The organism is Stutzerimonas sp. LR2, from assembly GCF_055755175.1.
Genome location: NZ_JBVTRR010000007.1, coordinates 13,941 through 27,811, shown reverse-complemented (window position 1 = coordinate 27,811; position 13,871 = coordinate 13,941). Strand labels below are relative to the sequence as shown.

13 protein-coding genes are annotated in these 13,871 nt (G+C 65.7%); 4 read left to right on the top strand and 9 right to left on the bottom strand.

Annotated elements, in window-relative coordinates; genetic code table 11:
• Nucleotides 1-217: 217 nt before the first annotated feature.
• The 8 genes from ACVRRC_RS20920 to ACVRRC_RS20885 form a co-directional block, all read right to left on the bottom strand.
• On the bottom strand, nucleotides 218-1,108 hold the full coding sequence (locus ACVRRC_RS20920) for an alpha/beta fold hydrolase (protein WP_472997468.1): 891 nt from the start codon (nucleotides 1,106-1,108) through the stop codon (nucleotides 218-220).
• A gap of 119 nt (nucleotides 1,109-1,227) precedes the next feature.
• Nucleotides 1,228-2,217: a TRAP transporter substrate-binding protein gene (locus ACVRRC_RS20915; RefSeq protein WP_472997467.1), complete on the bottom strand. Its 990-nt coding sequence runs from the start codon at nucleotides 2,215-2,217 to the stop codon at nucleotides 1,228-1,230.
• Between the two features lie 54 nt (nucleotides 2,218-2,271).
• The gene (locus tag ACVRRC_RS20910) at nucleotides 2,272-3,099 is read right to left on the bottom strand and encodes an HpcH/HpaI aldolase/citrate lyase family protein (protein WP_045632134.1); all 828 of its coding nucleotides are present in this window, start codon (nucleotides 3,097-3,099) and stop codon (nucleotides 2,272-2,274) included.
• A 20-nt stretch (nucleotides 3,100-3,119) separates the two neighbouring features.
• The gene (locus ACVRRC_RS20905) at nucleotides 3,120-4,325 is read right to left on the bottom strand and encodes a CaiB/BaiF CoA transferase family protein (protein WP_472997466.1); all 1,206 of its coding nucleotides are present in this window, start codon (nucleotides 4,323-4,325) and stop codon (nucleotides 3,120-3,122) included.
• 130 nt (nucleotides 4,326-4,455) lie between these two features.
• Nucleotides 4,456-5,808: an MmgE/PrpD family protein gene (locus ACVRRC_RS20900; RefSeq protein WP_472997465.1), complete on the bottom strand. Its 1,353-nt coding sequence runs from the start codon at nucleotides 5,806-5,808 to the stop codon at nucleotides 4,456-4,458.
• A complete protein-coding gene (locus ACVRRC_RS20895; RefSeq protein ID WP_472997464.1) occupies nucleotides 5,805-6,209 on the bottom strand; it encodes a VOC family protein in 405 nt (134 codons plus the stop codon). Before ACVRRC_RS20895 ends, ACVRRC_RS20900 begins: the two co-directional genes overlap by 4 nt.
• Nucleotides 6,210-6,322: 113 nt before the next feature.
• The gene (locus ACVRRC_RS20890) at nucleotides 6,323-7,486 is read right to left on the bottom strand and encodes an acyl-CoA dehydrogenase family protein (protein ID WP_254162978.1); all 1,164 of its coding nucleotides are present in this window, start codon (nucleotides 7,484-7,486) and stop codon (nucleotides 6,323-6,325) included.
• A gap of 70 nt (nucleotides 7,487-7,556) precedes the next feature.
• Nucleotides 7,557-8,378 carry an HTD2 family dehydratase gene (locus ACVRRC_RS20885; protein ID WP_014596399.1) on the bottom strand — a complete coding sequence of 274 codons (822 nt, stop codon included), beginning with the start codon at nucleotides 8,376-8,378 and terminating at the stop codon, nucleotides 7,557-7,559.
• 123 nt (nucleotides 8,379-8,501) lie between these two features.
• Between ACVRRC_RS20885 and ACVRRC_RS20880 the strand changes: the two genes are divergently transcribed.
• The 3 genes from ACVRRC_RS20880 to ACVRRC_RS20870 all read left to right on the top strand — a co-directional run bounded on the left by ACVRRC_RS20880 (nucleotide 8,502) and on the right by ACVRRC_RS20870 (nucleotide 12,265).
• Complete coding sequence (locus ACVRRC_RS20880; RefSeq protein WP_019406661.1) at nucleotides 8,502-9,395, top strand: LysR substrate-binding domain-containing protein; 894 nt, start codon at nucleotides 8,502-8,504, stop codon at nucleotides 9,393-9,395.
• A 72-nt stretch (nucleotides 9,396-9,467) separates the two neighbouring features.
• Complete coding sequence (locus ACVRRC_RS20875) at nucleotides 9,468-10,793, top strand: DUF2254 domain-containing protein (protein WP_472997463.1); 1,326 nt, start codon at nucleotides 9,468-9,470, stop codon at nucleotides 10,791-10,793.
• Between the two features lie 164 nt (nucleotides 10,794-10,957).
• Complete coding sequence (locus ACVRRC_RS20870) at nucleotides 10,958-12,265, top strand: MFS transporter (RefSeq protein ID WP_472997462.1); 1,308 nt, start codon at nucleotides 10,958-10,960, stop codon at nucleotides 12,263-12,265.
• Nucleotides 12,266-12,267: 2 nt separating this feature from the next.
• Here the strand turns inward: ACVRRC_RS20870 and arfB are convergent, their stop codons facing one another.
• Nucleotides 12,268-12,681: an alternative ribosome rescue aminoacyl-tRNA hydrolase ArfB gene (gene arfB / locus ACVRRC_RS20865; protein ID WP_013982457.1), complete on the bottom strand. Its 414-nt coding sequence runs from the start codon at nucleotides 12,679-12,681 to the stop codon at nucleotides 12,268-12,270.
• A gap of 135 nt (nucleotides 12,682-12,816) precedes the next feature.
• On the opposite strand from arfB, the gene ACVRRC_RS20860 reads away from it, so the two are divergent.
• Complete coding sequence (locus tag ACVRRC_RS20860) at nucleotides 12,817-13,866, top strand: metal-dependent hydrolase (protein WP_048329476.1); 1,050 nt, start codon at nucleotides 12,817-12,819, stop codon at nucleotides 13,864-13,866.
• Nucleotides 13,867-13,871 lie beyond the last annotated feature (5 nt).

Genomic DNA, 13,871 nt, shown 5'->3' with positions numbered 1-13,871 from the left:
CATGAAATTGATGTCATCAAACACTGCCTCGCCTACGACCTTCCGCCCCCGTCCACCATTGCCGTGTCGATAAGGCGTCGAGATTTCATGCCCTGTAGAGCTGCAAAAAAGAAGCTGGCTAGCACAAGCGCCAGGCCTAGCAGAGCCCTAGAAAAACCAACCACTGCAGGCCAGAGACACGGTTAGGTCTCGCCGTCCGCAGCATCTAGCAACAGGCTCAATCCCCCTGACAGAACTGCAGAATCGCGTCGGCCACCCCCTGCGGGGCTTCGCGCTGGGGGAAATGGCCGACGCCTGGCAAGAGCTGTCGGTGGTATGGGCCGCTGAACAAGGCCTCACGCCCGGCCGAGGTTTCCGGTGCGTTGCAGGTATCGGCCTCGCCGTGCAGCACCAGCGTTGGCACGGCGAGCACCGGGGCCGGTTGCAGCAGCGCCTCGTCCGATGCATAGGCAGGATCGCCGTCGACGAAGCCCCAGCGGTGGCGATAGGAATGCAGTACCAAGGCAGCCCAGTCCGGATTATCGAAAGCTTCCAGGGCCTGGATGAAATCAGCCTCGGCGTACCAGCCGGCCGGTGACCAGGTATCCCACAGCAGCCGCGTGAAGGCCGCGCGATCCTCAACTACCGTCTGCTCGCCGCGCGGGGTGGCCATGTACCAGTGGTACCAGTAGTTGCGCGCCTGGCTGAGCGAGATGTGCTGGTTCGGGTCATTGGTGCCGTAGCCCACCGCGAGCATTACCAGCCGTGCGGCGGCGTGATGGCGCAGCCCGCAGGCATTGGCCACCGCCCGCGCGCCCCAGTCATGGCCAACCAGCACCGGCTGGTCGAGGCGCAGTGCGTCGATGAAATCCAGCAGGTCGCGCCCCAGCGCGGCGAGCTGACCGCTGCGTGGGGTCAGCGCGTCGCGAAAGCGTGTCTGGCCGAAGCCGCGCAGCGTCGGGCAGAGCACGCGGTAGCCAGCTGCGGCCAGGCGCTCGGCCACGGGCTCCCAACCTTCGGGGCAATCCGGCCAGCCGTGCACGAGCACGGCCACCTGCTGGCCGCGGGGGTTCCATTCGAGATAAGCGATATCCAGCACGGGTGTGCTGACCGTGGCGTAACGACTCATGCCGGCGTCTCCTTGCGCGCTTTGGTCGGTCAGCATAAGCCTGGTTTCAGGCATAAAAAAACGGGCCGGTCACATCGGACAGGCCCGTTCGTTCTTCGCCGCTTGGTGCCTCTGGAGGCTCAAGAGCGGTTGGCCGCCTGCGCCGCTTCGATCAGCTCGGCGCCGATCTCATTCTCGAACTTCTTCCACACCGGTTTCATCGCCTCGCGCCACTGGGCGCGTTGCTCGGGGGTCAGTTCGATGATTTCGGTCTTGCCGGAGGCGGCGATGGCTTGGCGCGCCTGCTGGTTGAGCTCGTCGGCCTGGCGGTTCACCTCAGCGGTGACCTCTTCCATGATCGTTTCCAGCTCGCCGCGCACGTCTTCCGGCAGGCCGTTCCAGAACTTGGTGTTGGTAATCACCATGTAGTCGATCAGGCCGTGGTCGGAGGCGGTCATGTAAGGCTGGACCTCGTGCACCTTCTGGCTTTCATAGTTCGACCAGGTGTTCTCGGTGCCGTTGACCACGCCGGTCTGCAAGCCCTGGTAGACCTCGGCGAAGCTCATCTTGCGGGGGTTGGCGCGCACCGCCTTGAACTGCTCGTCGAGCACTGCCGAGGCCTGTACGCGGAACTTCAGCCCACGGGCATCCTTCGGCTCGCGCAGCGGCTTGTTCGCCGAAAGCTGCTTCATTCCGTTGTGCCAGTAGGCCAGACCGGTGATGTTCTTGTCCTCCATCGCGCGCAGCAGCGCCTTGCCCTGCGGGCCGCTCTGGAAACGATCGGCTGCCGCCAGGTCGTCGAACAGGAACGGCAGGTCATAGATCTGAATGGCCTTGGCGTAATGCTCGAACTTGGCCAGCGAGGGCGCCAGCATGTGCACGTCACCGAGCAGCAGGGCTTCCATTTCCTTACCGTCGCCGAACAGCGAGGAGTTCGGATACACCTCGACCTTCACCTTGCCCGGCAGGCGTTCCTCGGCGAGTTTCTTGAACAGCAGGGCGCCCTGCCCCTTCGGTGTGTTGTCCGCCACCACATGGGCGAACTTTATGGTCACGGGGTCGGCATGCACCAACCCGGCGACGGTGAAAGAAAGCGCGCAGGCGAGTGCCTTGAGCTTGTTACTCAGCATGGAAGTACCCTCTTGTTTTTGTCGATTGGTACGTTTCGCGGGCAAGCGTTGCGGTCAGGGCACCGCTTGCCCGGCACGTTGCAGCAGGCGACGGGCACGGCCGATGACGGGGGCGTCGACCATCTGTCCGTCCACCACGAATACCCCATCGCCGGAAGCTCCAGCGGCGAGGATGCGTTGCGCCCAGTCCAGTTCCGCGGCACTGGGCATCAGGGTTTCGTGCACCACGGCCACCTGGCTCGGGTGGATGCACAGCAGGCCGCCAAAGCCCATGTCACGCGCGTCGGCAGCGGCACGGGTCAGGCCATCGAGGTTCTTGATGTCGGGAAAGACGCTGTCCAGCGGTGCTGCCAGCCCGGCCAATCGCGACTGCAGCAGCAGCGCATAGCGTGCCTGGTCAAGCATGCGCTCGGCGCCGGCGGTGCCATTGGCCAGGCCGAGATCGAGGCCCAGGTCCAGCGCGCCGAAGGACAGCCGCTCGACACCCTGGGCGTGGGCAATTTCCGCCAGATTGGCCAGCCCGCGGGCACTTTCGACGATTGGCCAGACCGGCTTGCCGCAGCTGGCCGCCAGCGCAACCTGCACCGCGCTTTCGACCTTCGGCAGCAGCACGCCGGTGACGCCGGCATGACGGGCACAGAGCGCCAGGTCCGCGGCCTGCTCGGCATGGGTTGGCGCGTTGATGCGCACCAGCAGGCGCGCCGCCGGGTTGGCCGCGAGGAAGGCATCGAGGTTGCCCCTCGCCTCTGCCTTAAGGTTCTCCGCGACCGCATCCTCGAGGTCGACGATGACCGCGTCGGCGCCGCTCGCCAGCGCCTTGGGAATGCGCTCCGGACGGGTCGCCGGGACGAACAGCGCGCTACGGATGATCGATGAGTTCATGGGCTGGCTCCTGGGCACGCTCATACCGCGCCCTGCTCGTGCAAGCGCTGAATGTCGCCGGGGGCGTAACCCAGCTCGGCCAGCAGGCTGTCGGTGTGCTGGCCCAGCGCGGGGATGGGGTCCATGCGCGGGGCGAAGGCACTGTTGCGCCCCGGCGGCAGCAGCGCAGGCAAGCGACCGGCCGGGCTGTCCACCTCGCTCCAGCGCTGGCGCGCCTTTAGCTGCGGATGCGCCCAGACACCGGCCATGTCGTTGACATGCGCATTGGCGATGGGCGCAGCATCCAGCCGGGCGATCACCTCTTCGGCACTCAGGTGGCTGAACGCCTCGACGATGAGCGCACGCAATTCGGTGCGATTATCCGAACGCCGGGCGTTGCTGGAGAAGCGCTCGTCCTGCGCCAGTTCCGGCTGCAGCAGCACCTTGTCGCAGAACGCCAGCCACTCACGCTCGTTCTGCAGGCCGAGCATCACCGTGCCGCCGTCGCCGGTGGGAAACGGGCCGTAAGGGTAGATGGTGGCGTGGGCGGCGCCGGCACGCGGCGGCGGCGTCGCGCCCTTGTAGGCGTAATACAACGGGTAGCCCATCCACTCCACTAGGCTTTCGAGCATGGAAACGTCGACGCGGCTGCCCTCGCCCGTCTTGTCGCGCAGCATCAGCGCCGAAAGCACGCCGGTGTAGGCGTACATGCCCGCGGCGATGTCGGCGATGGAGCAGCCGGCCTTGGCCATCTCGGTTTCACCCGGCCCACCGGTGACGGAGAGAAAGCCGCCCTCGCTCTGGATCAGCAGGTCATAGGCCTTCTTCTGCTCGTAGGGGCCGCCCTCGCCGTAGCCGGAAATGTCGCAGACGATCAGCCGCGGAAAGCGCTCGTGCAGCGCCTCGAAGGACAACCCCATGCGCGCGGCGGCGCCCGGTGCCAGGTTCTGCACCAGCACGTCGGCCTTGGCCAAGAGCTGGTCGAGCACCTGGGCAGCGGCGTCCTGCTTCACGTCCAGGCTCAGGCTTTCCTTCGAGCGGTTGGTCCAGACGAAATGCGAGGCCAGGCCGTCGACCCGCTCGTCGTAGCCGCGGGCGAAGTCGCCGGCACCGGGCCGCTCGATCTTGATCACCCGTGCGCCGAGGTCGGCCAGCTGGCGCGTGCAGAACGGCGCGGCGATGGCGTGCTCGAGGCTGACCACGGTGATGCCATCGAGTGGGCGGGGTTTGACCTGGGTGTCGTTCATGTTCGGTTCCTGCAAATTCGGCGTAGGGTGGAAATCGCCGAAGCCATTTCCACGCGTTTGTTCCAGCCCCTGGGGCTCTGGCGCCACATTGGTGGATAAGGCTTCGCCGTCATCCACCCTACGATTCAGTTCAGGCCAATGCGCCCAGCCGCTGCAGCTCGCGCAGGCGCCAGACCGTATCGATCAGCGCGCCCGCCTCGTCATCGCTGCGCGCCGCGGAGAACTGCACCAGGTGGCGGAACTTGTCCTCCAGCTCGGCGCGGCTCAGCGTGTTGCCCGGGTCGCCCTTGGGTTCGTCGATGGCGCCGTGCAGCGTGCGGCCATCGGCGGTGGTCACTTCGACGCGACCGAGCCAGCGTGCCGGGTAGGCGCCGTCCACCTCGGGATCGAGCGTCATCGAGATCTTCTCGCGGAACTCGCCGACGCGCGGGTCGCTGAGCGCATGGCTGTGGAATTCGGTCAGGCCGGCCTTGCCGTACAGGGCGATCAGCCCCAGCACGGTGCCCATGGAGAATTTGGCTTGATGCACCGTTTGCGGCACCGTCACGCGGCCGAGCACGTCGATCGCGCCCTGGTGTACGCGGGTGGTGACCGAGGCGATGTCATCGGCCCCGAGCCCTTCGCGCTGCATCAGCGCCAGCAGCGCATCGGCCGCCGGGTGGGTATGGCGGCAGGAGGCGTGGAACTTGAACGAGGTTTCCGCCAGCGCCCAGCGCATGCCGAGCCGGTCGGACAGCTTGCTCGGCTCGGCATCGCGGGACATGCCCGCCGCCATGCCCTGCTCGCCTTCGAGGACGTTCTGCGCGCCGGTCAGGCCATCGGCGGTCAGGTAGGCGGCGAGCAGGCCATCGGCAGCCGCCTTGGCGGTGTGCAGTTGCTTGGAGTCCGCCGCGTCACGGAGAAACTCCCACAGCCCCGCCGCTTGCGTACCGGCGCTGCCGAGCAGATGGGTGAACTGCTGCTGGTCGAAATCCATCAGCTTGCCAACGGCCACCGCCGCGGCCAGGGTGCCGACCGTCGCGGTGGTGTGGAAGATGCGGTAATGCGAGCGGCCGAGGAACTCGCCGATGCGGATGCCCGCCTCGTAGCCGGCCACCGAGGCCACCAGCAGCTCGCGGCCGGACTTGCCGAGATCCTGCGCCGCCGCCAGCGCAGCGGGAAACACCACCGTGGCCGGGTGCAGCACGGAACTGTTGTGCAGGTCGTCCTGCTCCACCAGATGCGAGCTGGCGGCATTCACCAGCGCGGCGAAATAGGCCGAGCTGCTCTGGCCGTTGACCAGAATGCGCGCCGGCCCGTCGGCCGGGCCCATCTTCTGCGCGTAACGCTCGAACAGCGGAATCGGATGCGAGCCGGCGCTGGCCAGGGCCGAGCCGAGCCAATCGAGAAAGAGGTCTTCGGTGCGGGCGAGCACCGGTTCGGGGATCTGCTCGTAGGCGAGCCCGGCGAGGAATTCGGTCAGGGCACGGGTGTGCTGGCTCATGCGTTGGGCTCCAGCGGATTCTCTAACGAATTGGACAGTTCGATGAGGTTCTGGTCGGGGTCGCGCAGGTACACCGAGCGGATCGGTCCGGTCGCGCCGGTGCGTTGCACCGGACCTTCGACGATGGCGACCTGCTGCGCCTGGAGGTGGGCGATCACCTCGGCCAGCGGTGTGGCGACGATGAAGCAGAGGTCCGCCGAACCCGGGGTCGGCCGCTCGGCCTTGGGCTCGAATTCGCGCCCGGCCTGGTGCAGGTTGATCTTCTGGTTGCCGAAGGCCAGCGCCTTGCGCCCTTCGCCGAAGGTCACCGCCTGCATGCCGAGCACGCGGGTGTAGAAGTCGATCGTTGCCTCGAGGTCAGCGACGGTCAGCACCAGGTGGTCGAGATAGCTGATATTCATGACGCACTTCCCTTTTTCGTAGGGGTGGAAATCGCGAGCATTTCCACCACCCGTGTCGCCTGTTCGATATGCGTGGAAAAGGCTTCGCCGTTTCCACCCTACGTCTGGCTCCGTCAGAACGAACGCGGCAGCTCGAGCAAGTGCTCGGCCACGTACGAAAGGATCAGGTTGGTGGAGATCGGCGCCACCTGGTACAGCCGCGTCTCGCGGAACTTGCGCTCGACGTCGTATTCGTTGGCGAAGCCGAAGCCGCCGTGGGTCTGCAGGCAGGCGTTGGCGGCCTCCCAGCTGGCCTTCGCTGCCAGGTACTTGGCCATGTTGGCGGCCGCCCCGGCATTGCGCCCGGCGTCATATTCCTCGCAGGCGCGCCAGCGCATCAGGTCCGCGGCCTCGATCTCGATATGCGCTTCGGCGATCGGGAACTGCACGCCCTGGTTCTGCCCGATGGGCCGGCCGAATACCACGCGGTCGCGGGCGTACTGCGCGGACTTCTCGACGAACCAGCGGCCATCGCCGATGCACTCGGCGGCGATCAGCGTGCGCTCGGCATTCAGACCGTCGAGGATGTAGCGAAAGCCCTTGCCCTCCTCGCCGATCAGGCTACTGGCGGGAATCTCCAGGTTGTCGAAGAACAGCTCGTTGGTCTCGTGGTTGACCATGTTGGCGATCGGCTGCACGGTCAGGCCGTTGCCGATGGCCTCGCGCAGGTCGACGAGGAAGATCGACATGCCCTCGGACTTGCGCTGCACCTCGGCCAGCGGCGTGGTGCGTGCCAGCAGGATCATCAGGTCGGAATGCTGGATGCGCGAGATCCACACCTTCTGCCCGTTGATGACGTACTTTTCGCCCTGGCGCAGGGCGGTGGTCTTGATCTTGGTGGTGTCGGTTCCGGTGGTCGGCTCGGTGACGCCCATGGACTGCAGGCGCAGCTCGCCGCTCGCCAGCTTCGGCAGGTAGTAGCGTTTCTGCTCCTCGCTGCCGTTTCTGAGCAGCGTGAACATGTTGTACATCTGCCCATGAATGGTCCCGGAGTTGCCGCCGCAACGGTTGACCTCCTCGAGAATCACCGAAGCCTCGGCCAGACCCAGGCCGGAGCCGCCGTATTCTTCCGGAATCATCGCCGAGAGCCAGCCGGCCTCGGTCATGGCGGTGACGAAGGCTTCCGGAAAGCCCTTTTCCTCATCGATCCTGCGCCAGTATTCGGCGGGAAATTCGGCACAGAGGGCGCGCACGCCTTCGCGGATGAAGCTCAGTTCTTCGGTCTTGTTCGGGGTCATCTCGGTTTCTCGCTTGTGCGGCACGCGGCCTCAACGGTGGATAAGGCTGCGCCGTTATCCACCCTACGATTCAGTCGAATTCCACTTCGGCTTTCTGCGCCAGGCCGTTGTGGTCGCCGGCCCAGAGTTCGGCCTTGCCCGACGCGACGATGCGGCCGCCGACCTCGAACGGCTGCGGCGCGATCAGCGGGCGCAGGCCGCGGTAGGCGAAGCGGCGCAGGCGGGCGTCGGGATTGGCGCGGCAGAAGGCGCGCAGGTTCAAGGTTGCGATCAGCGGGCCGTGAACGACCAGGCCGGCATAGCCTTCGGTCTCGGTGACGTAGGGCCAGTCGTAATGGATGCGATGGCCATTGAAGGTGACCGCCGAATAGCGGAACAGCAGCGTCGGCGTCGGTGTGACCGCCTCGCGCCAGCCTCCGGCGACCATGGGTTCGCCACTGCTGCTCTTCGGCGGGCTCGGCTCGCGGTAGACGATGTCCTGCTCCTCGCGGATGGCCAGGCGGCCGTCCTGCAGGTAGTCGTGCTGCACGGTAACGAACAGCAACGCACCGGTGCGGCCGTGCTTCTCCTCGATGTGCTTGATGGTCGATACCCGCCGGGCCTCGCCACCCGCTTCCAGCGGGCGGAAGAATTCGACGCGGCCACCGGCCCACATGCGGTTGCGGTTGTCCGCCGGCGGCAGGAAGCCACCGCGTGCCGGGTGGCCGTCCTCGCCCAGCCCGTTTTCGGCAATCGGGTCCTGGAAGAAGCACCATTGCCACAAAGGCGGCAGCGCTTCGCCATGGGCGGGAGTGCTTTCACCGAAGGTCGCGGCGATGCGCATCAGCAGGTTGCGGCTGAGCTGGTCGTGGACTTCTTCGCTGCGGCCAATCCAGGCAGAGGTATCGGTCATCGTCGGGTTCCGCTGTTGTCTTGTTTTGCCGCAGGATGCTACGAAGCCGGCGTTCCGAGAATTTGTATTTACCGACACCGGCGTTCGGCTAAGCTGAACGCCCAACCCAAGCCGAGGCACCTCATGCATTTCGATCTGGCCGATCTGCGCCTGTTCATCCATATCGCCGAGTCCCCCAGCCTGACCCAGGGCGCGCGCCGCGCGCACCTCTCACCGGCAGCCGCCAGTGCACGTATCAAGGCGCTGGAAGCTCAGTTCGATAGCCGCCTGCTCTACCGCGACAGCCGCGGGGTGGAGCTGACGCCGGCCGGACACAAGCTGCTGCAACATGCGCGGCTGATCATGCGCCAGGTGGACTATCTGAAAAGCGAGTTCGCCGAATACGGCACCGACTCGGCCGGTCACATCCGCATCTTCGCCAATACCACGGCCGTAACCGAATTCCTCCCGGAGGTGCTGGCCGGATTTCTCGCCGAGCGCCCCGGCGTCACGGTGGACCTGCAGGAGCGCCTGAGCCGCGACATCGTGCGTGGTGTGCTGGACGGCAGCACCGACATGGGCATCATCGCGGGCCCGGTGCAGGCCGAAGGGCTGCAGGTATTGCACTTCAGCACCGACCGCCTGCTGCTGGCGGTACCGGTCGGCCATCCGCTGGCCGGGGAAGCACAGGTCACGCTGCGCCAGACCCTGGCCTATCAGCACATCGGCCTGCACGAGGGCAGCACCCTGCTGACCTTCCTGCGCGATCAGGTGGAAAAACTCGGCGGCCAGCTCTCCCTGCGTATCCAGCTCTCCAGCTTCGAGGCGGTCTGCCGGATGATCGAGGCCGGTGTCGGCATCGGCATCATTCCCGAATCCGCGGCGCGCCGGCACAGCCGCACCATGCAGCTGGCCCTGGTAACACTGGACGAACCCTGGGCAGTGAGAGAACGCAGTATTCTGGTCCGTGAGCTGGACGCCCTGCCCGGCAGCGTGCGTGCGCTGATCGCGACCCTGGTTCCCGGTGACAAGGCCTGAGCGAACGTTACGCCCCCGATGCTGCCGAAAGGCGGGTAGCCCCGCTTCGGCGGACCATCGCAGGGAGCCCCAATGTCCGCAGTCACCAACAGGCTGTTTCGCCTGTATCACCGCGTCACCGGTAGCATCGCCTTCTACCCGACTCTGATCGCGGTCGGCCTCGCCAGCCTGTGCGTCGTCACCATCGTTCTGGAGATGACCTGGCTACAGCCTTACAAGGAAGACCTCGATCTGGGGCTGGTGAAGAACGCCGACAACGCCCGTCTGATTCTCGGCACCCTGGTCGGCGGAATCATTTCGCTGATGGTGTTCAGCTTCTCGATGGTCATGGTGGTGCTCAACTCGGCCGCCTCGTCACTCTCGCCACGGGTGATCCCCGCATTGATCAGCAGCCGCAGCCACCAGGTCGTGCTGGGCGTCTATCTCGGCACGATCATCAATTCACTGATGCTGATCTCGACCATTCAGGAAGGCGACGACATTAACGTACCGAGCCTGGGCATCTTCCTGGCGCTGGGGCTCGCAGTCATCTGCCTGTGCCTTTTCGTCTACTTCATCCGTTCCATTTCGCTCTCCATCCAGGTCGATTTCATCCTCAACCGCGTCTACAAACAGACTCTCGCTCAGCTGCGCACGCGCCGTCGTCAGCTGCAAGACAGCCATGGCGCGGCTTGGCCGGACGACGCGCAGTGGTCCGTCGTGCGGGCGCGGCGCTCGGGGTACTTCAAGGCGCTGAATGTCACAGCCGCCCACGACGTTCTCGACGAGCACGACGCGCGCATGACGGTGCAAGTGCATTACGGCTTCTTCGTCATGCCCGGGCACCCGCTGATGCGCATCGAACGTGAACTCGACGATGACTGCACGAACCGTCTGCTCGACTGTTTCGACTTCTACGTCGAGGAGTATGCGCACCGACACTTCTTCTTCGGCTTCAAGCAGATCGTCGAGATCGCCGTGCGCGCGCTGAGCCCGGGTATCAACGACCCGGGAACCGCGATCAAGGCGATCGACATGCTGAGCGTGCTGCTGGCCGAGCGCATGGAGATGCCCGACCATGAGGTCGCTCACGCCCAGGATCGACCGCGGATATTCATCCGCGAACTGAACCTGCACCAGCTGCTGCAGATGACCTTCGGCCCTCAACGCCGCTATGGCGCGGACGATTTGCAGGTTTTGCAAGCACTGCTGCAGGCCTGCAAGAACCTGCTCTACGCCGCCAAGGACGCTGACACCGAACGAGTGCTGCTGCGCCACGCCCAGGCGGTGGTCGACCAGGCAGCGATCAGTCTGAGCGGCGCGCTCGACCGTCAGGCGATGGTCGAGGCCGTGCGGTCGTTGAATCAGGCCGTGCGTCATGCCGAGCCCCTGCAGTGCGCCACGTTGCGGGAATCCTGAATGCCGTCCGCTGCCAAATGCACAACGCAGGGGTGCCGCCGACTCGCACCATTTCGCCATCCATTGCGAATTTATTCTGAAATCAGCAAGTTAGGTGGCGCCATCGGCCAGCGCCCGACGTACCTGGACTTGCCTTCGCCGGCTTCGCTGCCTAGGGTTACCGCATGACGTCCTTGATCGCTCCCATCAGTTCACTGCTCGCCGGCGTGGCTCTGCTGCTGCTCGGCCACGGGCTACTCAACACACTCCTGACCCTGCGCGGCGTGGCCGAAGGCTACTCGACGGGGATGGTCGGCCTGCTGATGTCCGGCTATTTCGCCGGGTTCCTGATCGGCACCTGGCTGGCACCATCGCTGATTCGCCGCATCGGCCATATTCGTACGTTCTCCTTCTACGCCTCGGTGGCCGCCACCGCCGTGCTACTGCACGTGATGCTCGTCAATCCGTGGGTATGGCTGGTCCTTCGCCTGGTCTACGGTATCGCCCTGGTCACGCTCTACATGGTGATCGAGAGCTGGCTCAACGCCCAGGTGAGCGGCGAGAAGCGCGGCCAGGTATTCGCCGTGTACATGGCAGTCAACCTGGGTGCGCTGGCGGCGGCTCAGCAACTGCTGGGGCTCGACAGCCCGATGGAATTCACCCTGTTTGCCCTGGCGACCATCCTCATCGGCGGCGCGATGATGCCCATCACCCTGACCCGCCAGCCGCAGCCGTCGCTGCCGGACATTCCGCCCACCGATCTGCTGCAGCTCGCACGCATCGCGCCGCTGCCGCTGATGGCGGCCGGCATCTCGGGTTTCGTGCTGGGGGGCTTCTGGGGTCTGGCACCGGTGTATGCCAGCGAGATCGGCTTCGATGCGGCAGGCGTGGGACTGCTGATGAGTGTCACCATCCTCGGCGGGGCCGTGCTGCAGTGGCCGATCGGGCTGTTCTCCGACAAGCACGAGCGGCGCACCGTGCTGCTCTGGGTAGTGGCGCTGGCGGCCGTTCTCGCGCTTGCCGTGGCACCTCTGATGGCCAGCCCGCTGCTGCTGGGGCTGATGTTCGTCTGGGGTGGCCTGGCGTTTTCCATCTATTCCATCGCCGTTGCGCAGATGGTCGATCAGCTCAATCCCGACGAGATCCTTTCCGGCTCCAGCGGCCTGCTATTGGCCAACGGCTTCGGCGCCGCGCTGGGCCCGGTGGCAGCCGGCGGCCTGATGCATCTGGTCGGGCCCATCGCCCTGCCGCTGTTCTTCGCGGTGGGCCTGGGCGTACTGGCGTTCTATGCCTTCTACCGGCCGCGCAAGGTGTTCGATCTGGTGACCGAGCCGCACGGCCACTTCACGCCGATCCTGCGCACCAGCCCCACCGTCATGGAGCTGATGCCCGACACGCCGGAAGACGCCGCCAAGCATGAGCCGGCCAACGAAGTCGAGCTGGATGACGTGCCGCCCGCCGAGGCAACGCCCGACGTGCGAACCGGCACCTGACCTCAGTAGTCGATCCGACCTCGCCCCGCCTTGATCGCACCTCGCCGGCTCTTGCCTTCGAGCCGGCGCGTCTTCGAGCCGAGGGTCGGTTTGGTCGGGCGGCGGGCCTTCTCCACCTTGCCGACGCTGCGAATCAGCTCCGCCAGCCGCTCGAGCGCATCGAGGCGGTTCTGTTCCTGAGTGCGATAGCGCTGCGCCTTGATGACGACCACACCCTCCGCGGTGATGCGGCTGTCGCGCAGCGCCAGCAAACGTTCTTTGTAGAACGCCGGCAGCGACGAGCCCCGGATGTCGAAACGCAGGTGCAACGCGCTGGACACCTTGTTGACGTTCTGCCCGCCGGCACCCTGGGCGCGTATCGCGGTCAATTCGATCTCGGCATCCGGCAGCTGCACGGTATTGGAAATTTCCAGCATGGAGTGCGCCATGGACGATTGAGCTGGCGATTGTCCTACGCCGTGCCGAACCACGACATACTTTTTCGAAATTTGCCGATCAGGTGCCGCCGGCGCTTCGGCTAAGGTAATTTCCCCGCCCCCAGGGATCTGCACATGGACTCGATCACCCAGGCCTTACTCGGCGCCAGCGTACAGGGCGCGATGCTCGGACGCTGGCAAGGCCGCAAGGCGCTCGCCTACGGCGCCGTGCTCGGCACCCTGCCCGACCTCGACGTGGTCATCGACTACGGCGATGCAGTCGCCAACATGACCTATCACCGCGGCTTCAGCCATTCGCTGTTCGTCCTCAGCATCGTGGCCGTGTTGCTGACCTGGCTGATCAGGCGCTTCCGCCCCGATGAGCGATACTCCGGCACCCGACTGTTCCTCACCATCTGGCTGGTGCTGGTCACCCATGTGTTGCTGGACGCCTTCACCAGCTATGGCACCCAGCTGCTATGGCCGCTGACCACCCCACCGATCGCCTGGTCCAGCATCTTCATCATCGACCCGCTCTACAGCGTGCCGCTGCTGATCGCGGTGCTGGCCGGCGCGCTGTTCGGCTTGCATGGCCGCACGGCCCGATGGCCCGCTTACGCGCTGGTGCTGACCACTTGCTACCTGGGTTTCACCCTTGCCGGCAAGCAGATGGCCGAACAGCGCGTGCAGGCCAGCATCACCCGCCAGGGCATCGAGGTCGAGCGGATGTTCAGCACACCGACGCCCTTCAACAGCCTGCTCTGGCGGGTGATTCTGGTAGATGGCGAGCACTACTACGAGACGCTGGTGAGCTGGTGGGACGACGCGCCACCGGCGCTGGTGCGCCTGCCACGCAACGCCCACCTGGCCGATGCGCTGGACGGCTCACCTCAGCATGAACGGCTGCGCTGGTTCAGCGGCGATGTGCTGCGCTACGACGTGGACGGCGACCAATTGCTGGTGACCGATCTGCGGCTGGGCATGACCGGCTTCCATCCGTTTCGCTTTCCGCTGGCCGAACGCAGCGCCGAGGGCTGGCAGCTGGTGGAACGCCCCGAACGCCTGCCGGCCAATCGGGGCGATATGCGCCGCCTGGAGAGCATCTGGCAGCGCATCTGGCAGCAGGAACCCGCGCTGCCCCTGGCCGCCTGGGCGGCCGAGCTGAACGGCAAGGCGATCAGATAACGCGG